Raw genomic sequence first — 22,905 nt, 5'->3', positions numbered from 1 at the left:
AGCTAAGTCTAGGTTTTAAAACAGGTATAAGTGAATTTTTCTTTTGTGTATAATCCTATTAAGTAAATGCATGAAGTTGCAGAATACTGCATAAGATACCAATTTTTTTTCTTGAATGAATCATAAATTGTTGAATACTAAAATAATATTAGAATGAAAAAAGTAATTTGCAGTCAGAAAGCTCCGGGAGCTATTGGTCCTTACAGCCAGGCTATCGAAGCAAATGGAATGATATTTGTATCTGGTCAATTACCTATTGATGCGACTACCGGACAGATGGCAGAAGGTGCTGAAGCACAGGCACGTCAGTCATTGGAGAACATCAAGCATATCCTTGGAGAAGCAGGTTTGACGATGGCAAATATCGTCAAGACTACTGTTTTCCTACAGGATATGTCATTGTTTGCAGATATGAATAAAGTATATGCTACCTATTTTGATGGTGATTTCCCTGCCCGTTCGGCTGTTGCAGTGAAAGCCCTGCCGAAAGATGCTTTAGTGGAGATTGAGTGCATTGCGGTTCGTTAACAAATCGGCAACAATAAAACTACTCCTCCTACGAAGATAAAGTCTTCCGGGAGGCTTTTTTCTTGTGCAGCCCGCACGGCAGAGGGAACATCTGGATAGCAAATTCCTTGCAATCCGGCCTCAGAGGCAAGTTGGGCAAGTTCGCTTTCAGGTAATGCACGCCTTACGCTGGCTTTTGTGAAGTAATATTCGGCTTCTTGGGGTAATAATGCTAATACACCGTGTATGTCTTTGTCGTTTACCATACCTATAATCATATGTAGTTTCCGGTAAGATTGCTGTTTCAACTGCTCTGTGATATAGGTGATGCCACCTACATTGTGTCCGGTATCGCATATCAGGGTAGGGGCATCCTGCAATTTTTGCCAGCGTCCCATCAGGCCGGTCAGTTCACAGACATGGGCGAAGCCACTTCGAACAGCCTGCTCACTCAGATTGTATCCGGCTTTCCGTAGTTCTGGGATGGCTGTGAGTAACGTGCGGGTGTTTTTAGTTTGATATAATCCTTTCAGCTCACATTCCAATCCGGGGTAATCATCCTTTTCATCTTCTTCTGCAAAGAGAATGGGAGCACCTACTTCGCGAGCCTTTTTTGAAAATACAGGTTTTGTTTCAGGAGTCGTTTCTCCGATTATGACAGGTATTCCACTTTTAATGATCCCGGCTTTTTCTCCCGCTATCTTTTCTAATGTATTACCCAGGAATTGGGTATGGTCAAAACTAATATTGGTGATGATACATAGATCCGGGTGTACAATATTGGTGCAATCCAGTCTTCCGCCAAGTCCTACTTCGATAACCGCTACATCTACATGTTCATCAGCGAAATACCGGAATGCCATAGCGGTAGTCAATTCAAAGAAAGAAGGATGCAGAGGCTCAAAAAAATCACGTTCTTTTTCTACAAACCGGACTACATATTCTTCCGGGATAGGCTGTCCGTTTATTCGGATACGTTCGCGGAAATCTACGAGGTGCGGAGATGTGTAGAGGCCTACCCGGTACCCCGCTTCCTGCAAGATAGCAGCAAGAGTGTGCGAGCATGAACCTTTGCCATTCGTACCTCCTACATGGATACTGTGGAAGTTCCGGTGCGGGTGTCCGAAGTGTTCATCCAGTGCCAATGTATTCTCCAAACCTTCCTTGTATGCCGAACTTCCCACCTGTTGAAACATAGGGACACTGTTATATAAGTATAATAAAGTGTTCTGATAATCCATCTTTTAAAATATTTAACGAGAAAGCAAACTATTCTCTCTTTTTAATTCCTATCTTAGAAGCTGCAAAGATAATGCAAACTGAGAGCAGAATAAAATGAACTTGTTCATTTTTTATGCCGAAGTACAGCTTATCTTCGCTTTGGAGGCAATATCAACAATTTAAATCTAAAAGAGTATGGGAGCAAAGAAAAATTTTGTGATTGATACGAACGTAATCCTTCACGACTATAACTGTCTTAAGAATTTCCAAGAGAACGACATTTATCTTCCCATCGTAGTTCTTGAAGAATTGGACAAATTCAAGAAAGGGAATGAACAGATAAACTTCAATGCCCGTGAATTTCTCCGCGAGCTCGATTTAGTTACCGATGACAATCTTTTTAATAAGGGTGCTTCTCTGGGCGAAGGACTGGGAAGTTTGTTTGTAATTGCCGGTTCGGTGGATGCTCCGGATGTGTTCGATTCATTCCCCGAGCGTATTCCCGATCATAAGATTCTGGCTGTAGTGGACTGGTTGACGCGCCAAAAGAAGGATATGAAAACCATCCTGGTGACAAAAGACGTGAACCTCCGGATGAAAGCACGTTCCATAGGCTTACTTTGCGAAGATTATATCAACGACAAGGTGATAAATGTGGATATATTTGAAAAGTCAAATGAGGTGTTTGAGGGAATTGATCCTGCTTTGATAGACCGGATTTATTCTTCCAGAGAAGGACTGGATATTAGTGAGTTTGATTTCAAAGATATCATCCATCCGAATGAATGTTTTATCTTGAAAAGTGACAGGAATAGTGTACTTGCCCGTTACAATCCTTTTACACATTCCATTTGTCGGGTGAATAAAACAAAGAACTATGGTATTGAACCCCGGAATGCCGAACAAAGTTTTGCTTTTGAAGTGTTGACCGATCCAAACATCAAATTGGTTGCTTTGACAGGTAAAGCCGGTACAGGAAAAACATTGTTGGCTCTGGCAGCTGCCCTTAGTCAAATGAATGACTATAAACAGATTTTGCTGGCACGTCCGATTGTTGCTTTATCCAATAAAGACATCGGTTTCCTGCCGGGTGATGCCAAAGAAAAGGTAGCTCCTTACATGCAACCCTTGTTTGATAATCTGAATGTGATCAAACGTCAGTTTGCTTCTAACTCAACAGAGGTAAAACGTTTGGAAGATATGCAGAAAAGTGAGCAACTGGTTATTGAAGCATTAGCTTTCATCCGTGGACGTAGTTTGAGTGAAACTTATTGCATTATTGATGAAGCACAAAACTTGACTCCGCATGAGATCAAAACCATCATAACCCGTGCGGGTGAGGGTACGAAAATGGTGTTTACCGGTGATATCCAACAGATAGACCAACCTTATCTCGACAGTCAGTCCAATGGCTTGGTTTACATGATTGATCGTATGAAAGATCAGAACCTTTTTGCTCACGTAAATTTGTTAAAAGGAGAACGTAGCCAATTAAGTGAATTAGCCAGTAATTTGATGTAACAGAGCTTTATAGGTCGTAAATATGGTGGCAAAGTTATACCTGTAACTTTGCCACCATTTAATTTTATCACACATTTTTATCTTTTTCTTGTCCTATTTGATAAAAAATAATGTATCTTTGCCTCGCCTAAAACAAAACTGTCAAACGAAATGAAACATAAAATTTTTCATCGGTACCTTTCAGCAAAGGTATTGCCGATTTGGACTATTCTGTTGATCGATGTATTGATAATCGTCGTATCCAGCTTATTGGCTTATGCGCTTCGATATGATTTCCGGAGTATTTTCCTAGAATCCTCTACCATTGACAAAACGATTGTATGGACGGTCATTGTCAACTTAGTCTTCTTTAGGGTGTTCCGCACCTATTCCAATGTATTGCGCTTTTCTTCGTTTATAGACATTATGCGCATTTTTGTTTCATTGACGGTGTCTTATGCACTGTTAATGATTTCGAGTGTGCTTTTGGCAAGTTATCTGGATATTCGTCTGGCACCTGTGAGTGTACTGTTTATGGCGTATATCATTAGCTTTGCCATTATGTCTTGTTCACGTATAGTTGTGAAGATGTTCTATGAACTTCTGAATTTTGATGGAAGTCATAGTGCCAATGTCTTTATATATGGTGCTAAGGAAGCGGGAGTGAACATTGCGAAAGCGTTGCGCGTCAATCTGCGTAATCACTATCGTCTGCGTGGTTTCATAGCGGATGAGCCGGAATTGATTAATAAGGTGATGATGGGCGTAAAGGTATTCCCGAATGACGAGTCTCTGATTGATGTATTGAATGACCGCGATGTGCATACAATTATTATTTCGCCGGCTAAAATGGAAGAACTGAAGAAGTCTGATATGGCCGATCGTCTTCTGGCACACAACATCAAGCTTATGACTGCACCTCCTTTGAGCGAGTGGAGCGGACAGACTTTGAACCGTACTCAGTTGAAAGAAATTCAGATTGAAGATCTTCTGCAACGCGATCCTATTGAAATAGATATTCATAAGGTAGCTTCCCATCTCGAAGGAAAGCGCGTAATGATTACCGGTGCCGCTGGTTCTATCGGTAGCGAAATAATGCGTCAGGTAGCTTCCTTCAATCCTTATAAGCTAATTCTGGTAGATCAGGCGGAGACTCCGTTGCATGATATTCGTCTGGAATTGCAGGATCGTTGGCGTGACATTGATGCAGAGACTATTATTGCGGATATTTCCAATGCTACGCGTATGGAAGATATCTTCAAGGAATACCAACCGCAATATATTTTCCATGCAGCGGCTTATAAGCATGTGCCGATGATGGAAGATAATGTTTCCGAGTCCATTCAGATCAATGTGTTCGGTACGCGTACACTGGCTGATCTGGCTGTAAAATACGGTGCTGAGAAGTTTGTAATGATCTCTACGGATAAGGCTGTAAATCCGACCAATGTAATGGGATGTTCCAAGCGTATCTGTGAGATTTATGTGCAGTCTTTAGCTAAGAAACTTCAAGAGAAAGGTGGGCATGTGACGCAATTCATTACAACACGTTTCGGTAATGTGTTAGGTTCTAATGGCTCGGTAATTCCACGTTTTCGTGATCAGATTCAACGTGGTGGTCCTGTAACAGTGACACATCCTGAGATTATCCGTTATTTCATGACTATTCCCGAAGCTTGCCGTCTGGTACTTGAAGCCGGTAGCATGGGGAATGGCGGTGAGATTTATATCTTTGATATGGGTAAACCGGTGAAGATTGTGGATCTTGCCAAGCGTATGATCAGCCTTTCCGGACGTACGGATGTGAAGATTGAGTTCACTGGATTGCGTCATGGTGAAAAACTGTATGAAGAGTTGCTGAATGTGAAAGAACTGACAAAGCCGACTTATCATGAGAAGATTATGATTGCTACAGTTCGCGAATATGATTATGATGAGGTGAAGCAACGCATTCAGAAGTTGATAGAGGTTAGTTACACGTATGATCAGATGCAGATTGTAGCTGCTATGAAGGATATTGTTCCTGAGTTTATCAGCAAGAATTCATGCTTTGAAGCCTTGGATAAGAAACCCGAATAAAGAAAAAGTTCCTATGTAAAGGAAACGCCAATATATGTAATGCCCCGTAACAATATATGTTAGATATGCTAACAATATATGTTACGGGGCATTACTTATAATGATATGTTGTGCGGTTCCTGTTTATTTTTTACTGGAGAAATATTTCATGAACTGAGTACGTTCGAAGGTATTTACTCCATTCAAGTCGTTGACATTCAGCATTCCCTTGAATTGAGGGATGTTTTCCATGCCTTTGCGATCCATCCATAAGTTCAGGAAGTGGATATATTCTCCTACAAGGGCATAACTGTTCTGATAGAATGCGCTACAAATCTCTACAGCTGAAGCTCCTGCCAAAATTGCTTTTACAATGCCTTCGGGAGAGTGAATACCACCTGATGCTGCATAATCCAGCTTATTCACAGCTGCGGAAGCGATACCGATCCAGCGTAAGGCTTTAACCAGGTCAGCTCCTGTGCTGAATACATTTCCTGAGATTTGCTTCATCTTTTCGATATCAATATCCGGCTGATAGAAGCGGTTGAATAATACCACGGCAGCTGCTCCGTTGGCATATAGCTGATCTATCAGAGCTATCGGATTAGTCAGGTTATCACCCAGCTTCATGATGATCGGAATACGTACCGTCTTTTTGATGTGGCTGAGAATATCGATATGGCGTTGTTCGAATGAACCGTAATTGTATTGCATATCTGTTTGGAGAGCCAGGATATTGATTTCTATAGCATCAGCTCCTGCTGCTTCCATTTGTTGTGCAAATCCTACCCATTCAGCATCCTGATAGCAGTTTATGCTGGCAATAACAGGAATGGGACATACTTTTTTAGTATCCTTAATCAGTTCCAGATACTCTGACAGTTTATGTTGGCGGACGTATTCTACCAAGTAATCACTGCCTTCAGGATACATATTCGGATCTCCCAGCCAGTCAGCTTCCAACATGATCTGCTCTTCAAAAAGAGATTTCAGAACAATGGCACCGACACCGGCTTCATAGAATTTCTGATTTTTTTCAGCACTATCAGTTAAACCTGAGCTGCTGACGATAATCGGGTTTCTTAATTCTAACCCGGCAAAAGTAGTTTTTAATGTTGCCATGGTAATAATGTTTAATGAATAATGATTAATACGTTCTGTCTCCAAAGATTTTGCTTCCTACGCGTATCAGAGTACTTCCAGCAGCAATAGCTTGGTGATAATCGTGGGACATTCCCATGGACAACTCCCGAAAAGCCTCCGTGTCGGCAAACCATGAGTCTTTCACTTCTTTGAAGAAGCTACTTAATGAACAAAATTCCTTCTCTATTTGTTCATTGTCGTCTGTATTTGTTGCCATACCCATCAGACCGCATAATTGTATGTTACTGAGAGTTTTCCATTCACCGGCTGCTAACATTTCCCGACATTCGCCAAAACTAAAACCAAATTTGGTTTCTTCTTCTGCAATGTGCAGTTGCAACAGGCAGTTGACTACTTTTCCGGCTTTTGCAGCTTGCTTATTGACTTCTACAAGGAGTTTGTATGAGTCAATTCCGTGGATCAGAGCCACGTAGGGCACGATAAACTTGATTTTATTGGTTTGCAGATGCCCGATAAAGTGCCATTCAATGTCTTTGGGAAGACTTTCGTACTTGGCAGTCATTTCCTGTACTTTGCTTTCTCCGAATATTCGTTGTCCGGTGCGATAGGCTTCTTCTATCGCTTCATTGGGGTGAAATTTGGAGACAGCTACCAGTCGCACCCCATCAGGCAGTTCGCTTAGCACTTGTTGAAGATTCTCTGCAATATTCATGATTAGAAAATTAAAATATGAAATTCAAAAGTTGAAGATCAAAGCATTCTGTGTTTACGCTAATCACTTCAACTTTCAATTCTCAAAAGATTAAACTTCCGGTTTGTCATTGGGTTCCGCGCTATACGGATATACATCCATAAGGGATGTTTCGGATACTAAAGCGATCTGGTAATCCGCCATCGTACCCTTCATACCTTCATCCAGTTTCTTAACAGCATCGCGCAGGTCGGCAGCTTGTACCAATACCTGAGTGGATGTTTTCTTTTCAGCTCCACTCTTTTCGTCCAGAGTAATAAAGATCAGTTTACACTTGAACCAACGGTCGGCAGCCTCTTCTTCGCTGGGGAATAATTCACTATAGTTGGCACGTTTGATGTCTGATACTGTAAATTCGCCTGAAATAAACGGCGTCATTTCTTCAATGATGCGTGCTTCCGCTTCCGTAAAGCTGAGTGCGTCCACCAAATAAGGTTCTGTAACTTTCTTGTTCATACCGTTTTCCATCACTTTTTCGTAACGGATCTTGCACTCAAACCATGTATGCATTGCCATAATTCCTTTGTTTTTTAATTATGAATTTATATTCTTGTTATAAAACTGACTACAAAGATAATGCAATTTGAGTGCATAACTTTCATGCTCGCATGAAAAAGTTATGCTGAGATTTTTTATTGTTTCTTTTTATGACTGGTGCTTCATCCTTGAAAATGTACTTCTACATAATTTGTCTCATAGTATCAGAAATATCTGTTGTCAAATAAAAGAGCCTAAATAGAGGCAATCGCCTGTATATCATTGATTGGAGGGAGTGTGATTTCTCGCTGTTATTGCTGTTCTTTGGCGCGTTAAACCTATAAAAACAACAAAATTATGGTAGTAGCTTATTTAAGAGTAAGTACAGAAAAACAATTTCTGGCTAATCAACGTGAAGAACTTCTGCGTTTTGCAGAGAAGAATGGATTGCAGATTGACAAGTGGTACACCGAAACGGTGAGTGGTAGTGTGAGAAGCAAAGATCGGAAGCTATCGGGGGTGTTGAACCGAATGCAAAGAGGTGACTCGCTGATTGTGACGGAAATTTCAAGATTAAGTCGTACAATGTTGGAAATCATGACGATTCTTAATTCTTGTATCAAGAAAGAAATTGTTCTGTACAGCACAAAAGAGGGGTATGTATTTCAAAATGACATGAACAGCAAGGTATTGGGGTTCGCATTCGGATTAATGGCAGAGATAGAACGTAATCTGATTTCCATGCGAACAAAAGAAGCATTGGCGAGGCGCAGGCAAGAGGGGGTAAAATTGGGACGAAAGAAAGGAACCTGTCCTGCTATGAGGGTACTTCGTGAGAACAAAAGACGTTTGATAAAAGATGCTCAACGAGGTGTTTCCTGTTCGGAGCTGGCTCGCCAGATGGGAGTATCCCGAACTACTATGCATCGTTTCCTGAAGTGTAACTAATGAGAAAACGAGTTGACAAGTTCCTGTTTCCAGGCACTTTAGTCAACTCGTTTCTCCGGGCAGTGGAATTCTTAACTATCCTACGGGAATTTCTTTATCTTCGTTTTCCTCTTTCATGCTTTTTCCACGTTTATGCAAACTCTTCAGTTCAAATGACAACATGATGCGGAAGAATCCGATAATCAGGAATGCGAATGAAATCATGTAAACTGCATAGAGAGCGCCTATTGCCGGTTGCCATAAGATGATGAGCGAACAAATTACGGCTAATATGCCGAAAGCAATATACCAGCCCCAGTCTCTTGTACCATATCTTTTCAGATCCATAGCATAGCCGACAGATGAGAAGCCCCGGAACATCAGCCAGAATGCAATAATGAAAGGAATAACTTCCATACTCAGTAATGGATAAGCTATCAGGTAGAAACCGAATATCATGTCGATGATACCTCCGGCCAGATACCAGCCCCAACTAGATACATTTTTCCGGTTGCTTACAGCAAAAGAAATCTCCAGCAAACCGCTGAATAACATGGATATGCTGAACAGGATACTTAAAACTGCGTAGCCGCTCAACGGTGCGAACATCAGGCTGACGGCAACTACTACGTAGAGTATGCCAAGCAAGAGAGAGAGCCACCAGTTTTTTACTTCGCATTGAAGTTCGTCAAATAAAGTTTTCATGCAAATTGAATTTTAAATGGTTATTGTAATCATGTTTGTGAGAGTAACAATTTACAGTTGGAAAAGTTTTGAGCGAACTTTTCTAACAGTTCGTTTGTTATATAAACATATAAAAAAAGAAAACTATGGCTACAACAAAATTCAAGGGACAACCGGTTAAGATTATCGGTGAGTTTATAAAAACAGGAACAGTTGCTCCTGATTTCGAGTTAGTAAAGACTGACCTTTCTTCTTTTTCTTTGAAAGATATGAAAGGAAAGAATGTGATATTGAATATCTTCCCGAGTTTGGACACTAGTGTTTGTGCAACGTCTGTGCGCAAGTTCAATAAGTTGGCAGCAAGTCTGCCTGATACCGTGGTACTGGCGATTTCCAAAGACTTGCCTTTTGCTCACGCTCGTTTCTGTACGACGGAAGGTATTGAAAATGTAATTCCTTTGTCTGATTTCCGTTTTTCGGATTTCGATGAAAGCTATGGCGTACGTATGGCAGATGGACCATTGGGCGGTTTGCTGGCACGTGCAGTAGTTATCATTGGTAAAGATGGAAAAGTGATGTATACTGAACTGGTACCCGAAATCACTCAGGAGCCGGATTATGACAAAGCAATAGAGGCTGTGAAGAAATAGTAAATTCAGATTTTTAAATAGCAATAAAAAAGATAAGGTGCACAAGGGTCGTGAGGCTATTGTGCACTATTTGTTTTTTATATAGTGAGTTGGCGTGTGAATTGATTGTGGATTATCTTTTGTGTATTTTATTTGCTTTATGGTGAGTAACTGACTTTTTTTGTTTTACTTTGTACCATGAAATCAAGTATTAATAGATAACAAAGAAAAATGGAACGAGGTTTAAAAGACTACGCCTTACTCATGCTGAAAGGTGTGGGAATGGGAGCAGCCGATGTGGTTCCCGGAGTATCGGGAGGAACAATTGCTTTTATTGTGGGAATTTATGATGAACTGATAGATTCGATAAAAAGCATCAACGGAAAAGTTTAAAGTTGTTTTTTACAGGAAAATGGGGAGCGTTCTGGAAAGCCATTAATGGTAATTTTTTAATTTCCATTGTAGCTGGAATCGCTGTCAGTGTATTTTCGTTGGCTAAGGTTATTACATGGTTGCTTACGGATCATCCGGTAATGGTTTGGGCTTTCTTTTTCGGACTGGTGCTGGCTTCCACCTGGTTTGTGGGGAAAGATATAAAGGAGTGGAATAAGAAAACAATTCCGGCTTTTATCATAGGAGTGGCAGTTGCTTATTACATTACGGTGGCAACTCCTGCTGAAACGCCATCCAATCTGTTTTTCATTTTCCTTTGCGGTGCGATTGCTATTTGCGCAATGATCTTGCCGGGCATATCGGGTAGTTTTATTTTGGTACTGTTAGGCAAATACTTCTATATAATGGAAGCGGTCAAGACATTTGATATAGCGACTTTATTAGTATTCTTGGCAGGCGCCTGTATAGGTATAACTACTTTTTCACGAGTTCTTTCATATGCACTAAAGAACTTTCGTAATATTACGTTGGCGGTATTGACCGGCTTTATGCTGGGGTCTCTTAATAAGGTATGGCCATGGAAAGAAACGCTTGAAACGTTCACAGACAGTCATGGAGTAGTGAAGCCACTGGTTGAAGCGAATATCCTTCCTAATCAATATATTGTTGAAGCTGTAGTATTGATGATTGTTGGTTTCTTCCTGGTATATTTTTTGGAGAAGCTTTCTACACGTAGCGCTAAATAAGGATACCCTCTACAATATAAAAAAACAGAGAGTAAAGCGATCAGCTTTACTCTCTGCTTTTTTTATTGCAATGCTTTTATGATATTTTGCATATAAACAGCCAGATCTTCCCGGTCTTCATTTTCCATCATAGCCTGCATTTTCTCCAGTTCTTTCAGATCAAAGGGGCGGGTGCACTTCTGATTGTACTTTATGAAGTTTTCCTTATCATGCAACGTCATGTAGAGAACGGTCAACTTTTCATTGATACCTTCAAATTCCGGTTCTAACTCACAAACACGTTCAAAAGCTATTTTCGCATAATCCAGATACCCGATTTCCATGCTGTGCATACCTATTTCATTCCAAGTATCAGCGCTAGGAGCACAATTCAAGGCCTTTGCCCATTGCTTTATTCCCTTTTCGTAGTCACCTTCTTCGACGTACATGCGGCCTTCAATCAGGTAGGCTTCAGGATCTTTCGGTTCCAGCTTTTGGGCTTTCTTACAATACTGGTGCGCTTTGCGCTTCTTTTTCATTTTGGAAAGGCAAAGCCCTGCATTGGCATATAGGCTGGGTAGAGTAGGTGCGGGAGTTTCTTCCGCTTCGTTAGCCTGGATTGCTTTTTCCAGATTTTCGTATCCTTCTTCCCATTCGCCTTTGGATACCTTGCATAAACCGATATAGGTATAGACAAACTCAGGAGCCAGCCCATGCATCTGCTCAGCTTTCTGATAACATTCCAGAGCTGCATCCTCATTACCCAACTGGTAAAAACAATGCCCTTTCATTACATAGGCGTCTGCAAATTCGTCATCACCTATCAATGCATAGTCGCAGGCATCAATTGCCTGGTCGAAGTTCAGATCTTCAAAATGGCATCTTGCCAGTCCGAACCAGTAGGGAGCCGAATATGGATTCTGATCTATCAGTTGGTTATATAGAGGAATTGCTTCTTCTATCATGCCTTTCCCATAGTAACAGTCTGCAACTACGGCAATGTAAGCTTCTTCATCGGCATATTCTTCCTTTACCGGATTGAGCCATGCCAGAGCCTTGTCCGGATAGCCCATATCGAGGTACATATAAGATACATCGACTACATTTGCCAGATCCTCTTTATCTTCAATCGTATCGAGTAACTGTTCGGCATCATCCAGCTTACCTTCACTCAGCAGCAAGTGAGCACGTACCACCTTGGCTTCCGGCGAATAGGTATCGGGAAGGTTTTCGATGATTTCACGTGCCTTTGCTCTTTTTCCGCTATCCAGATGCAGGTAAGCATACTCTATCATTAATGCCGTACTGTCGGGATGTAGCTTTAGGCCATATTCTGCAATTTCTAAAGCCTTGTCATAATTCTTTTTGGTGCCATACCAGTCGGCAAGGTCAGCCAAATCGTCTGCGTCCAGATAAAATGGTTGTTTCGCGGACATTGCCAATTCATATTGTTCGGCAAGTTCCTGAAGTTCTTTATCTCTGCCGGACAGCAGGTTTTTATTGCTCATTAATAGTTTACTCCTATAATCCTTACTTTATTTGTTAATCTTGCCCCAGGTATCTTTCAATCCTACAGTACGGTTGAATACCATCTTTTCCGGTGTGGAGTCCGGATCTACATTGAAGTAACCGATGCGCTGGAACTGCAAGTAAGTAAGCGGTTTCATGCCTGCGGCATATTTCTCAATGTAGCAACGGGGCAGTATATGCAATGAATCCGGGTTGATGATTTCTTTCATCGCTTCCAGAGCATCGCAGTTTTTAGCTTCGCGAATAGCGGCAAGCTCGTCGCGTGGGTTCTCCACTTTCCACAGACGGTCGTAGAGGCGTACTTCGGCTTCGAGACAATGGTCGCAGCTGACCCAATGCAAGGTACCTTTCACCTTACGGTTTGCTTCGGGCATACCGCTCTTGGTGTTCGGGTCGTATTCGCAATATACTTCGACTATTTCTCCGGCTTCATTTTTCTTGCAACCGGTGCATTTTACGATATAAGCATTCTTCAGGCGCACTTCCTGTCCCGGAGTCATACGGAAATATTTTTTGGGAGCATCCTCCATGAAGTCTTCACGTTCCATCCACAGCTCACGGCTGAATTCGATGAAGTGACTGCCTTCTTCCGGTTTTTCCGGATTATTGATAGCTTCCAGTTCTTCCACTTGTCCTTCGGGGTAGTTGGTAATAACCAGCTTCACCGGATTCACAACGGCAGATACACGAATTGCGCGGGAATTAAGGTCTTCGCGCAGGGCGCTTTCCAGCAAAGCAAATTCATTGAGCGCATCATAAGTGGTATATCCGATTTTATCGATAAACTTGTGGATAGACTCAGGAGAATATCCGCGACGGCGGAAACCACAGATGGTCGGCATACGGGGATCATCCCATCCGTTCACCAGTTTCTCTTTTACCAGAGTCAACAGATTACGTTTGCTCATCAGTGTATAGCTGAGGTTCAGTTTATTGAACTCATACTGGTGAGGGCGGTTATCATTCAAATCCTGTCCTTCTTTCACCCAGTCTACAAAAAGATCGTAGAGCGGACGGTGAGGAACGAATTCCAACGTACAGAGAGAATGGGTTACGCCTTCGAAGTAGTCGCTTTGTCCATGTGCGAAGTCATACATCGGATAAGCTTTCCAAGTGGTGCCCGTGCGATGGTGGGGATGGTTCACTACACGATAAATGATAGGATCGCGGAAGTGCATGTTCGGATTCGCCATGTCAATTTTGGCACGGAGCACCATAGCACCTTCTGCTATTTCACCTGTATTCATCTTCTTGAACAAGGAGAGACTTTCTTCTATCGGGCGGTTGCGGTAGGGACTTTCCACACCCGGTTGGGTAGGAGTACCTTTCTGCTGTGCGATTTGCTCGGAAGTCTGCTCGTCAATATATGCTTTACCTTCTTCAATGAGGCGGATGGCAAAGTCCCACAATTGCTGGAAGTAATCGGACGCATAGTATTCATTACCCCATTGGTAACCCAGCCATTGAATATCTTCTTTGATGGCTTCTACATATTCCACATCTTCCTTGGTAGGATTGGTATCATCGAAACGCAGATTGCAGATGCCATTGTGGTCGGCTGCAATACCAAAATCAAGGCAAATAGCCTTGGCGTGACCGATGTGGAGGTATCCGTTGGGTTCGGGCGGGAAACGCGTTTGCACCTTACCACCGTTTTTACCCTCTTTTAAATCTTTCTCAACAATTTGTTCAATGAAGTTGAGGCTCTTTTTTTCGCCTACTTCTTCGCTCTTAATATCTGCCATAATGGTATGTATATATTCTAAAAATCAAGCTACAAAAGTAAGACATTTTTTTCGTTTATCCTTATTTCACGGGAATATATCCATTCTTTTTAATGATTTCCTGACCGGCAGGTGACAGGATGAAACTGATGAGTGGGTTTACTTGTCCGGCGTTTTCCGTATTATAGTAATAATACAGAGGTCGTACGATGGGGTAACTCTTGTCTGTGGCACTTTCCATTGTGGGCGGCGCAAAGTGTTTGCCGTCATAAGATACGGAAAGTGACTTGACGCGAGGGGAGAGATAAGCCAACCCTACGTACCCTATCGCTCCCTTCGTCTGACTGACGGATTGGATAATGGCTCCGGTGGCGGGCATGGAAAGGCTACTGCTCATATAATTTTTATTTTTGAGAACGCTTTCCTTGAAAAACTCATAGGTGCCCGAAGATGTTTCACGGGAATATACTACGATTTTACGATCATCTCCACCCACTTGCTTCCAGTTTGTTATTTTTCCCCGGAAGATATCTTCCAGTTGTTGGCGTGTCAGTTGTTTCACGGGGTTGGAAGGGTGTACCACGACGGCGAGGGCATCGTAGGCGACGATTACTTCTTCTACTTCCTTGCCTGCGGACTTTACTTTCATTTTCTCGCTGAACTTGATGGGGCGGGATGCCATGGCGATATCCGTTGTTCCGTCCAATAAAGCGGAAATACCCACGCCGGTACCGCCACCCGTGACGGTAATCCGGGCATCGGGATTGAGCGCCATAAACCTTTCAGCGGTCTGTTGTGCTACGGGGAGTACGGTGTCGCTGCCTTTAATACGCTGTGCTTGCATGCTGCTTGCAGCTAATGTCAGGAGTAGGATAATACTTATTCTTTTCATAATAGGTATTGTTTATAATTACTTTATGTAGTAAACTAATGATAGTATAACAACCTTCATACTACTCTTTTTGTTTATTCTCTGCAAATAAAGCAATCGTGTATTACGATGCTATTACAAAGCTTGTGTTTTTGCGGGTTGTAACGCTTTTGTAATATGTTTGAAACATTTCTTTCAAATGTTAGTCACACTCTCTTAACATCGGCCCCGTTTCTTTGCATGCAGAATATCAACAGGTATTTATGAAGAAACTTTTTGAAAAAATAGTAGAAGGTATATTGGCTTGCAGTGGTTTCGTAACAAGCATTACCATTGTGCTTATCATCCTGTTTCTCTTTTCCGAGGCGTTGGGATTGTTCAACAGCCGGGTGATTGAAGAGGGATATGTATTGGCATTGAATAAAGATAATAAGGTTACTGAGCTGACACCGGCTCAGATAAAAGATGTTTTCGACGAGGAAATAACAAACTGGAATGAGGTCGGAGGGCAGGATATGCCTATCCGGCTTTTCCGTTTGGAGGATATCACCCAGTATTATACCGAAGAAGAACTGGGACCTTCTTATGAACACGCCGGAGCAAGAATTACCGAGTTGGTGGAGCGTACACCGGGCATCATTGCTTTTGTGCCGCAACAGTTTATTGTCCGGCAAGACTCCGTACACTTGTTGCGCGATAATACGATTTCAGTGAAAGACGTCTTTGCCGGTGCCGAATGGTTTCCTACGGCTACACCTGCCGCGCAATTTGGCTTTTTGCCACTGATAACGGGTACATTATGGGTGAGTCTTTTTGCCATTCTAATTGCTCTTCCGTTCGGCCTTTCGGTAGCTATCTATATGTCCGAAGTGGCAAATCCTAAGGTACGCAATTTGTTGAAGCCGATAATTGAGTTGCTGAGTGGTATTCCGTCAGTGGTATATGGCTTCTTCGGATTGATAGTCATTGTGCCGCTCATACAGAAAGTGTTCGACTTGCCGGTTGGCGAAAGCGGTCTGGCGGGAAGCATCGTATTGGCAATAATGGCATTGCCCACGATTATTACTGTGACAGAAGATGCCATGCGCAACTGTCCCCGTGCCATGCGTGAAGCCAGTCTGGCATTGGGAGCTTCGCAATGGCAAACTATATATAAGGTGGTGATACCCTATTCTGTATCGGGCATCACTTCCGGAGTAGTGCTGGGTATCGGACGCGCCATCGGAGAAACGATGGCGGTATTGATGGTGACAGGCAATGCGGCTGTTATACCGCATACCATTCTGGAGCCGTTGCGCACCATTCCCGCTACGATTGCAGCGGAACTGGGAGAGGCACCTGCCGGAGGAGCTCATTATGAAGCTTTATTCCTTCTGGGAGTAGTATTGTTCTTTATCAGTTTGCTGATCAACTTCACGGTGGAAGCTGTATCGGCCCGGAAAAGATAGTGTTTTACAGAGAAAAGTAAAATGAGTATGATAGATAGGAAACATCTTTCGCAACGCATTGCATTCGGTACATTCCGTTTGCTGAGCCTGACGGTGGTAGGGATACTCTTTGCCATTCTCGGCTTTATTATATATAAAGGTATAGGAGTTATCAGTTGGGAGTTTCTGACTACCGCGCCAGGACGGCATGACGGCAGGTGGTATTTGGCCTGCCATCGTCGGCACATTCTATCTGATGATAGGCAGTGCCCTGTTTGCCTTTCCGGTGGGAGTAATGAGTGGTATCTATATGAATGAATACGCTCCGAAGGGCTGGATCGTCCGTTTTATCCGCATGATGACGAATAATCTGAGTGGGATACCCTCCATTGTCTTTGGTCTTTTCGGTATGGCCCTGTTCGTTAACTATATGGGGTTTGGCGATAGTATCCTTGCCGGCTCTCTTACATTGGGATTGCTCTGCGTGCCTTTGGTGATCCGTACTACCGAAGAAGCGCTGAAAGCTATTCCCGATACTCTGCGTGAAGGAAGCCGGGCTTTGGGAGCTACCAAATTGCAAACCATCTGGCATGTGATTCTGCCAATGGCCATGCCGAATGTGATAACAGGGCTTATTCTTGCTTTGGGACGTGTTTCCGGTGAGACCGCACCCATCCTGTTTACTTGTGCCGCTTATTTTCTTCCTCAGTTGCCCACAAGTATCCTCGATCAGTGCATGGCATTGCCTTATCATCTATATGTTATTTCTACTAGTGGTACGGATATGGAAGCTCAGCTTCCGCTGGCTTATGGCACTGCTTTGGTTTTAATAATAATCATTCTCTTTGTAAATCTTCTGGCAAATGCCTTACGGAAGTATTTTGAGAAGAAAGTAAAGATGAACTAACGGGAATAATAAACAGTAAATGAAATGATTGGTAAAATAGAAGCAAATGATGTAAACTTCTGGTATGGTGACTTTCATGCTCTGAAAGGTATCAGTATGTCGATAGAAGAACGTTCGGTGGTAGCCTTTATCGGTCCTTCGGGATGCGGTAAGTCCACTTTCCTGCGGTTATTCAACCGTATGAACGATCTGATTCCCAATACTCGCCTGACAGGTGAAATCCATATTGACGGAAAGGATATCTACGGAAAAGATGTCCAGGTGGATGAGCTCCGTAAGAAAGTAGGTATGGTGTTCCAGCGTCCTAATCCTTTTCCTAAAAGTATTTTCGAGAATGTGGCGTATGGCCTTCGGGTGAACGGGGTGACGGACAATAGTTTTATCCGCCAGCGTGTGGAAGAGTCCTTGAGGGGTGCCGCCTTGTGGGAAGAAGTAAAGGATAAGTTGAAAGTTTCCGCTTATGCACTTTCCGGCGGACAACAGCAACGCCTTTGCATAGCCCGCGCCATGGCTGTGTCTCCCTCCGTATTGCTGATGGACGAGCCGGCTTCTGCGCTCGATCCTATTTCTACGGCTAAAGTAGAGGAGCTTATTCACGAGTTGAAAGAACAGTATACAATTGTTATCGTTACACACAATATGCAGCAGGCTGCGCGCGTTAGTGATAAAACAGCATTCTTCTATTTGGGGCAAATGGTGGAATTTGACGATACCAAGAAGATATTTACGAACCCCGAGAAGGTGGAGACTCAGAACTATATTACGGGCCGTTTTGGATAGGCATTTGTTTCATTGCTTGAAACTCTGAGTTTCTCGGCGTGAAACCAACAGTTTCAAAGGATGAAACTAAGAGTTTCACGGCATGAAACCGGGAGTTTCACACAGAGAAACTAAAGGTGGCTCGCTGCAAGACTCAAAAGAGTGACAGGTTTCCTCTAATTAATCATATAAGTAATCTTAAAATAGAAATTTATGGTAAAGTTTATCGAATCGGAACTCGTCTTACTTAAAAAGGAAATAGACGAAATGTGGACCTTAGTATATAACCAGCTCGACCGGGCAGGGGAGGCAGTCTTGACTTTCGACCGCGAACTGGCGCAGCAAGTGTTGGTGCGCGAACGTCGCGTGAATGCCTTGGAATTGAAAATAGACAGTGACGTAGAAGATATTATTGCCCTGTACAATCCCGTAGCCATTGATCTGCGTTTTGTGCTTGCCATGCTGAAGATCAATACAAACCTGGAACGGTTGGGGGACTTTGCCGAAGGTATAGCCCGTTTCGTGCTGAACTGTAAAGAGCCTGTCCTCGATCCGGACCTTTTGAAGCAATTACGTTTGGAAGAAATGCAGGCGCAAGTACTTGCCATGCTGGAACTTGCCAAAAAGGCTCTTCAGGAAGAGAGTCAGGATCTGGCAACTTCAGTCTTTGCTAAAGACAATTTGTTGGATGAAATTAATGCTGAAGCTACTACGATTCTGGCAGGTTATATTGCTAAACATCCGGACAGTGTTCTTCCTTGCCTGAACCTGGTAAGTGTCTTCCGTAAGTTGGAGCGTTCCGGCGACCATATTACCAATATTGCCGAAGAAATAGTCTTCTTTATCGATGCGAAAGTGTTAAAACATAGCGGAAAAACGGACGAACATTATCCTTTAAGCAAGAAATGAGTTCTTTTTTAGGTAAAATTTAGCGTTTGTTAGAAAAATGCTATATATTTGTCCATTGAAAACGATTGCGGATGTGGAAAGGCTATAGAAGTGGTAATAAAACCAAAGAAATTTCAAAAAGATGTTATAAGACATGTTTTTTAATTTGGTAAGTAACCTGAAAAGCCGCTATATTTGCAGCGTTATCCTGAAAACAATCTTTTTACCTTAAAAAAAAACTAATACCTATTGAAAACTGAAAAATGGGGCTTTGTGAAAAGCTCCATTTTTTTTGTACTTATATTCCCCTTATTTCGTATCTTTGGAGAAGATAAGCTGCATCTCGGCAGAACTTTTTCATGCAAGCATGAAAATTCTGCGATCAATTTGCATTATCTTTGTGTTCTCCAAATAAGGAATTATAAATCATTAAATCGTAAACTGAATTATGTTTTCCGGAATAGTAGAAGAATGTGCCACTCTTGTGGCATTGGTAAAAGAACAAGAGAACGTACACTTCACGTTCAAGTGCTCATTTGTAAATGAATTGAAGATAGACCAGAGTGTATCTCATAACGGTGTATGCCTCACGGTAGTCAGCATGACAGAGGATACCTATACGGTTACAGCCATGAAGGAAACATTGGAGCGCTCCAATCTCGGGTTGTTGAACGTAGGAGACAAGGTGAATGTAGAGCGCAGCATGATGATGAACGGTCGCCTTGATGGACATATCGTGCAGGGGCATGTAGATCAGACTGCCACCTGCATCAGTGTAGAAGATGCCGAAGGAAGTTATTACTTCACTTTCCGGTATGCTTTCGATAAGGAGATGGCAAAGCGGGGATACATTACTGTGGACAAAGGCTCTGTAACGGTGAATGGTGTCAGTCTGACTGTGTGTAATCCAACGGACGATACTTTCCAGGTAGCTATCATTCCTTATACTTTCGAATATACCAATTTTCACGATATCAAAGTTGATAGCGTAGTGAACATTGAATTTGACATTATCGGCAAATATATCAGCCGGATGCTCCAGTTTAAATAATAGTTCACCACAGATTGCACAAATAGTACAGAAATATTGTCCTTTTATAATCAGTGTTTATCCGTGTAATCTGTGGTGCAATAAAAACATATATCAAATGGACTTTTTACAATTAGTAGCCTCCCGTCAGAGTGACCGTGCTTATGATATGACACGTCCTGTAGAGCCCGAGAAACTGGAACGGATACTGGAAGCTGCCCGTCTGGCCCCATCGGCTTGTAATGCGCAACCGTGGAAGTTTGTCGTAATCAATGATCCGGAACTTTCCGTTAAGGTAGGCAAAGCTACTGCCGGACTGGGGATGAATAAATTTGCTAAGGATGCCCCCGTTCATATTTTGGTTGTGGAAGAATCGATGAATGTCACTTCATTTCTGGGTGCAAAGATTAAGGATAAGTATTTCCCTTTGATAGATATAGGTATTGCCACTGCTCATATCACTTTAGCTGCCGAGAGTGAGGGATTAGGTTCTTGTATTCTTGGCTGGTTTGATGAGAAAGAGATTAAGAAGCTGACCGGTATTCCATCTTCTAAGCGCTTGCTATTGGTTATCACCATCGGCTACTCTGTAAAAGAGAAGAGAAAGAAGGCGAGGAAACCGAAGGAAAAGGTGGTTTCTTACAATAAATACTGATTCAGTGATAAAGGGTTAGTGATAAGTGATTAACAGATTGCGCTATGACACCGCATGGTACTAATCACTTATCACTAACCCTCTAAAATTAAAGATCTTTCAGTAGCACATGGCTTGCGCTCTTATAATATTCTTCCCGTGCATTCATTAATACTTCCCATTGTTCGCTGAACTCCTTGTCCTTATCTATTTTGAAATCCTCCGAACCATGTGTGTCCAGTCTGTCTAACAACAGTGCGACGTTCATCTTATTGATATCCATGGAGGGTTGATAGCCGATATCTTCATTGTTTTCGTCTACTACTTCATGCAATAGATTTATTTCTTGTAACTCATATAGAATCTGGTGTGTCAACCGGATTGGTATCTGACACTCTTCGGATATTTCTTCTGCTGTATATGGTTTTGCATTCTCCTCAAATCTTTTGGCAATGAGGGACATGATAAGGATAGCCACGAAATCCCGATACCTCCGGCTGATATTTTTGGTGTCTTTGTCAAAACTGAAGTTCCGTATGTTTTGTCCCGCATACGTCAGTTCTGCACCAAACAGGCAGATTGTCCACGATATTTGTAACCATAGCAGGAATAGGGGAAGGGCGGCGAAACTACCATAAATAGCATTGTAACGCGATACCCACAACTGACCACTGATGTATAGAAACTGGAATGCCTGGTGTGCCGTTCCTGCAAGAACCCCGGCAATGAGCGCATGCTTGAACTTTACTTTAGTATTAGGCATATAGATGTATAGTCCTGTAAACATGAACCAGGTCAAGGCAAAAGGTATGAGGCGGATCAGGAATTTCAGAATAGGAGCAAGCAGTACAAAATCTTCAATGTACTTCAGCGTTGTACTCATGAAGATGGAGAGACCACCCGAAATTACAATCAAGATAGGCATCAGCAGGAACATAGAGAAATAGTCCGTAATTTTACGGTACATACTTCGTGCCTTTTTTATTTGCCAGATGCGGTTGAAGGTTATTTCAATATTGGTGATCAGGTTGATAACCGTCCATAGCAACATAATTAAACCTACTCCGATAAATATGCCGCTTTTAGTTTCAGAAAGATAAGAGTCTACGAATTGGAGGATGACTTCTGTGGTCTGGTTATGCCCTCCGAATCCCATTCGCACCTGATTCTCCATCAGATTGGAGAAGCCGAATCCACGTGCTATGGCAAATAATATGGCAAGTATAGGGACAATGGCAAGCAAAGTGCTATAAGTCAGTGCAGAGGCATTGTTTACTAGTCTGTCCTTGGTGAAGCGGTTGATACATAAATAAATGGTTTTGATTATATTGTAGAGGGAAAAAGTCGTTTTGGTGACTTCATCCTCTGTAATACGCCAGATGTCGTATGTAAGAAATTTCCAAAGAGCAGTAATACGTTTATTCATAATCAATGAAGAATTAGGAATGAAGAATTATGAATATAGAACGGAGAACTCTATCAAATTGTTGTATCATGCAGAAATTCTTCATTCCTCATTCTCTGTTCTTAAATTAAAAAAAAGCAGTCGGTCTGTAAGCCGGGTTCTGTTCTCTGTTTTCAGGAAGAAATCTTCATTATTCATTCATCATTCTTCATTCAGCAAAGTGTCTGTCATTTATCTGAGCCGCATGTCACCATACAGGCTTTAGCGGTCTACCCTCCGACATGGAGCGAGCAACTCTCATAGCGTCGGTTTACATGACCTTACAACTCCCAAGACGCACAGCCCTTGTGTCACCACAAGACTGGTAGGCTCTTACCCTACCTTCTCACCCTTACCTATGCCCAAGGACACCGGCGGTTATTTTCTTCTACGTTACTCTACCCTCGCGGACAGCTTTCTGTTAGGAAGTAGGATGCTCTATGTTGCCCGGACTTTCCTCATACGCCGAAGCGTAAGCGACAGACCGACCGGCTGCTTTTGTCCGGCAAAGATACGATTTTTATGCCAGCGGACACAGAAACTTGTAGAGTTTTTGTGTAAGGGAGGGCTTTTTCCGTATCTTCTCCATAATTATAGATACGGACCTGGTACGGACCGGATGCGGGGTAGATAACCTCCGGATAGCTTCCTTTTCTAAACACTTTCTTAATATTCCTGAAAATATATAACCAAAGTAGAAATTATTTCTAACTTT

Annotated in this window: 18 protein-coding genes, 1 other RNA gene and 3 pseudogenes; 12 read left to right on the top strand and 10 right to left on the bottom strand. The window is 42.4% G+C overall.

What is annotated here, in order from left to right; all coding sequences use genetic code 11:
* The first annotated feature begins 153 nt into the window (after positions 1-153).
* Positions 154-528, top strand: coding sequence for a RidA family protein (locus BACCELL_RS01520; protein WP_007209727.1), 375 nt, complete (start codon positions 154-156; stop codon positions 526-528).
* Here BACCELL_RS01520 and BACCELL_RS01515 read toward each other — a convergent pair.
* Positions 496-1,748 (bottom strand): annotated as a pseudogene (locus BACCELL_RS01515) (bifunctional folylpolyglutamate synthase/dihydrofolate synthase). The gene BACCELL_RS01520 and the pseudogene BACCELL_RS01515 sit on opposite strands and share 33 nt — an antisense overlap.
* A gap of 175 nt (positions 1,749-1,923) precedes the next feature.
* Here BACCELL_RS01515 and BACCELL_RS01510 point away from each other — a divergent pair.
* A complete protein-coding gene (locus BACCELL_RS01510) occupies positions 1,924-3,249 on the top strand; it encodes a PhoH family protein (RefSeq protein WP_007209725.1) in 1,326 nt (441 codons plus the stop codon).
* A 150-nt stretch (positions 3,250-3,399) separates the two neighbouring features.
* Positions 3,400-5,307, top strand: a complete 1,908-nt coding sequence (locus BACCELL_RS01505; protein ID WP_007209724.1) for a polysaccharide biosynthesis protein — start codon at positions 3,400-3,402, stop codon at positions 5,305-5,307.
* 123 nt (positions 5,308-5,430) lie between these two features.
* Here BACCELL_RS01505 and BACCELL_RS01500 read toward each other — a convergent pair whose 3' ends face one another.
* The 3 genes from BACCELL_RS01500 to BACCELL_RS01490 form a co-directional block, all read right to left on the bottom strand.
* Entirely contained in the window at positions 5,431-6,408 is a 978-nt protein-coding gene (locus BACCELL_RS01500; RefSeq protein WP_007209723.1) for a dihydroorotate dehydrogenase-like protein, read from the bottom strand.
* 25 nt (positions 6,409-6,433) lie between these two features.
* Complete coding sequence (locus BACCELL_RS01495; protein WP_007209722.1) at positions 6,434-7,102, bottom strand: YggS family pyridoxal phosphate-dependent enzyme; 669 nt, start codon at positions 7,100-7,102, stop codon at positions 6,434-6,436.
* Between the two features lie 90 nt (positions 7,103-7,192).
* Positions 7,193-7,657, bottom strand: a complete 465-nt coding sequence (locus BACCELL_RS01490; RefSeq protein ID WP_007209721.1) for a DUF4494 domain-containing protein — start codon at positions 7,655-7,657, stop codon at positions 7,193-7,195.
* A 318-nt stretch (positions 7,658-7,975) separates the two neighbouring features.
* On the opposite strand from BACCELL_RS01490, the gene BACCELL_RS01485 reads away from it, so the two are divergent.
* Positions 7,976-8,566: a master DNA invertase Mpi family serine-type recombinase gene (locus BACCELL_RS01485; protein ID WP_007209719.1), complete on the top strand. Its 591-nt coding sequence runs from the start codon at positions 7,976-7,978 to the stop codon at positions 8,564-8,566.
* Positions 8,567-8,641: 75 nt separating this feature from the next.
* Here BACCELL_RS01485 and BACCELL_RS01480 read toward each other — a convergent pair whose 3' ends face one another.
* Positions 8,642-9,250, bottom strand: coding sequence for an HdeD family acid-resistance protein (locus tag BACCELL_RS01480; protein ID WP_007209718.1), 609 nt, complete (start codon positions 9,248-9,250; stop codon positions 8,642-8,644).
* Between the two features lie 125 nt (positions 9,251-9,375).
* Here BACCELL_RS01480 and tpx point away from each other — a divergent pair, with 125 nt between their 5' ends.
* Positions 9,376-9,879: a thiol peroxidase gene (gene tpx, locus BACCELL_RS01475; RefSeq protein ID WP_007209717.1), complete on the top strand. Its 504-nt coding sequence runs from the start codon at positions 9,376-9,378 to the stop codon at positions 9,877-9,879.
* A 210-nt stretch (positions 9,880-10,089) separates the two neighbouring features.
* A pseudogene (locus BACCELL_RS01470) lies at positions 10,090-10,997 on the top strand (DUF368 domain-containing protein).
* 62 nt (positions 10,998-11,059) lie between these two features.
* On the opposite strand, the gene BACCELL_RS01465 reads toward BACCELL_RS01470, so the two are convergent.
* From BACCELL_RS01465 to BACCELL_RS01455, 3 genes are all read right to left on the bottom strand, one after another.
* Positions 11,060-12,484, bottom strand: a complete 1,425-nt coding sequence (locus BACCELL_RS01465) for a tetratricopeptide repeat protein (protein WP_007209714.1) — start codon at positions 12,482-12,484, stop codon at positions 11,060-11,062.
* A gap of 27 nt (positions 12,485-12,511) precedes the next feature.
* Positions 12,512-14,251: a glutamine--tRNA ligase/YqeY domain fusion protein gene (locus tag BACCELL_RS01460; protein WP_007209713.1), complete on the bottom strand. Its 1,740-nt coding sequence runs from the start codon at positions 14,249-14,251 to the stop codon at positions 12,512-12,514.
* Between the two features lie 61 nt (positions 14,252-14,312).
* Complete coding sequence (locus BACCELL_RS01455) at positions 14,313-15,122, bottom strand: PstS family phosphate ABC transporter substrate-binding protein (protein ID WP_007209712.1); 810 nt, start codon at positions 15,120-15,122, stop codon at positions 14,313-14,315.
* Positions 15,123-15,364: 242 nt separating this feature from the next.
* Here BACCELL_RS01455 and pstC point away from each other — a divergent pair, with 242 nt between their 5' ends.
* From pstC to BACCELL_RS01425, 6 genes and pseudogenes are all read left to right on the top strand, one after another.
* On the top strand, positions 15,365-16,549 hold the full coding sequence (gene pstC / locus BACCELL_RS01450; RefSeq protein WP_007209711.1) for a phosphate ABC transporter permease subunit PstC: 1,185 nt from the start codon (positions 15,365-15,367) through the stop codon (positions 16,547-16,549).
* A 27-nt stretch (positions 16,550-16,576) separates the two neighbouring features.
* Positions 16,577-17,435, top strand: a pseudogene (gene pstA, locus BACCELL_RS01445) (phosphate ABC transporter permease PstA).
* A 24-nt stretch (positions 17,436-17,459) separates the two neighbouring features.
* Positions 17,460-18,215, top strand: coding sequence for a phosphate ABC transporter ATP-binding protein PstB (gene pstB, locus BACCELL_RS01440; RefSeq protein WP_007209709.1), 756 nt, complete (start codon positions 17,460-17,462; stop codon positions 18,213-18,215).
* Between the two features lie 192 nt (positions 18,216-18,407).
* Positions 18,408-19,103, top strand: a complete 696-nt coding sequence (phoU, locus tag BACCELL_RS01435; protein ID WP_007209708.1) for a phosphate signaling complex protein PhoU — start codon at positions 18,408-18,410, stop codon at positions 19,101-19,103.
* A 427-nt stretch (positions 19,104-19,530) separates the two neighbouring features.
* Positions 19,531-20,133 (top strand): riboflavin synthase, encoded by a 603-nt coding sequence (locus tag BACCELL_RS01430; RefSeq protein ID WP_007209706.1) that lies wholly within the window; start codon positions 19,531-19,533, stop codon positions 20,131-20,133.
* Positions 20,134-20,230: 97 nt separating this feature from the next.
* Positions 20,231-20,767 carry a nitroreductase family protein gene (locus BACCELL_RS01425; protein ID WP_007209705.1) on the top strand — a complete coding sequence of 179 codons (537 nt, stop codon included), beginning with the start codon at positions 20,231-20,233 and terminating at the stop codon, positions 20,765-20,767.
* A gap of 88 nt (positions 20,768-20,855) precedes the next feature.
* Here BACCELL_RS01425 and BACCELL_RS01420 read toward each other — a convergent pair whose 3' ends face one another.
* The gene (locus tag BACCELL_RS01420) at positions 20,856-22,172 is read right to left on the bottom strand and encodes a YihY/virulence factor BrkB family protein (RefSeq protein ID WP_007209704.1); all 1,317 of its coding nucleotides are present in this window, start codon (positions 22,170-22,172) and stop codon (positions 20,856-20,858) included.
* Between the two features lie 112 nt (positions 22,173-22,284).
* Positions 22,285-22,686, bottom strand: an RNA gene (rnpB, locus tag BACCELL_RS25670) — RNase P RNA component class A.
* Positions 22,687-22,905: the final 219 nt, after the last annotated feature.

Source organism: Bacteroides cellulosilyticus DSM 14838, assembly GCF_000158035.1.
Classification (GTDB): domain Bacteria; phylum Bacteroidota; class Bacteroidia; order Bacteroidales; family Bacteroidaceae; genus Bacteroides; species Bacteroides cellulosilyticus.
This window is presented reverse-complemented; position numbering and strand designations above follow the sequence as displayed.

Bases quoted from the DNA above. Each gene is read 5' to 3' on its own strand.
- BACCELL_RS01505 (WP_007209724.1), top strand. From the start codon at position 3,400: ATGAAACATAAAATTTTTCATCGGTACCTTTCAGCAAAGGTATTGCCG.
- BACCELL_RS01465 (WP_007209714.1), bottom strand. From the start codon at position 12,484: ATGAGCAATAAAAACCTGCTGTCCGGCAGAGATAAAGAACTTCAGGAA.
- pstB (WP_007209709.1), top strand. From the start codon at position 17,460: ATGATTGGTAAAATAGAAGCAAATGATGTAAACTTCTGGTATGGTGAC.
- pstC (WP_007209711.1), top strand. From the start codon at position 15,365: ATGAAGAAACTTTTTGAAAAAATAGTAGAAGGTATATTGGCTTGCAGT.
- BACCELL_RS01520 (WP_007209727.1), top strand. From the start codon at position 154: ATGAAAAAAGTAATTTGCAGTCAGAAAGCTCCGGGAGCTATTGGTCCT.
- BACCELL_RS01480 (WP_007209718.1), bottom strand. From the start codon at position 9,250: ATGAAAACTTTATTTGACGAACTTCAATGCGAAGTAAAAAACTGGTGG.
- BACCELL_RS01500 (WP_007209723.1), bottom strand. From the start codon at position 6,408: ATGGCAACATTAAAAACTACTTTTGCCGGGTTAGAATTAAGAAACCCG.
- BACCELL_RS01510 (WP_007209725.1), top strand. From the start codon at position 1,924: ATGGGAGCAAAGAAAAATTTTGTGATTGATACGAACGTAATCCTTCAC.
- tpx (WP_007209717.1), top strand. From the start codon at position 9,376: ATGGCTACAACAAAATTCAAGGGACAACCGGTTAAGATTATCGGTGAG.
- BACCELL_RS01485 (WP_007209719.1), top strand. From the start codon at position 7,976: ATGGTAGTAGCTTATTTAAGAGTAAGTACAGAAAAACAATTTCTGGCT.
- BACCELL_RS01420 (WP_007209704.1), bottom strand. From the start codon at position 22,172: ATGAATAAACGTATTACTGCTCTTTGGAAATTTCTTACATACGACATC.
- BACCELL_RS01495 (WP_007209722.1), bottom strand. From the start codon at position 7,102: ATGAATATTGCAGAGAATCTTCAACAAGTGCTAAGCGAACTGCCTGAT.
- BACCELL_RS01430 (WP_007209706.1), top strand. From the start codon at position 19,531: ATGTTTTCCGGAATAGTAGAAGAATGTGCCACTCTTGTGGCATTGGTA.
- phoU (WP_007209708.1), top strand. From the start codon at position 18,408: ATGGTAAAGTTTATCGAATCGGAACTCGTCTTACTTAAAAAGGAAATA.
- BACCELL_RS01460 (WP_007209713.1), bottom strand. From the start codon at position 14,251: ATGGCAGATATTAAGAGCGAAGAAGTAGGCGAAAAAAAGAGCCTCAAC.
- BACCELL_RS01455 (WP_007209712.1), bottom strand. From the start codon at position 15,122: ATGAAAAGAATAAGTATTATCCTACTCCTGACATTAGCTGCAAGCAGC.
- BACCELL_RS01425 (WP_007209705.1), top strand. From the start codon at position 20,231: ATGGACTTTTTACAATTAGTAGCCTCCCGTCAGAGTGACCGTGCTTAT.
- BACCELL_RS01490 (WP_007209721.1), bottom strand. From the start codon at position 7,657: ATGGCAATGCATACATGGTTTGAGTGCAAGATCCGTTACGAAAAAGTG.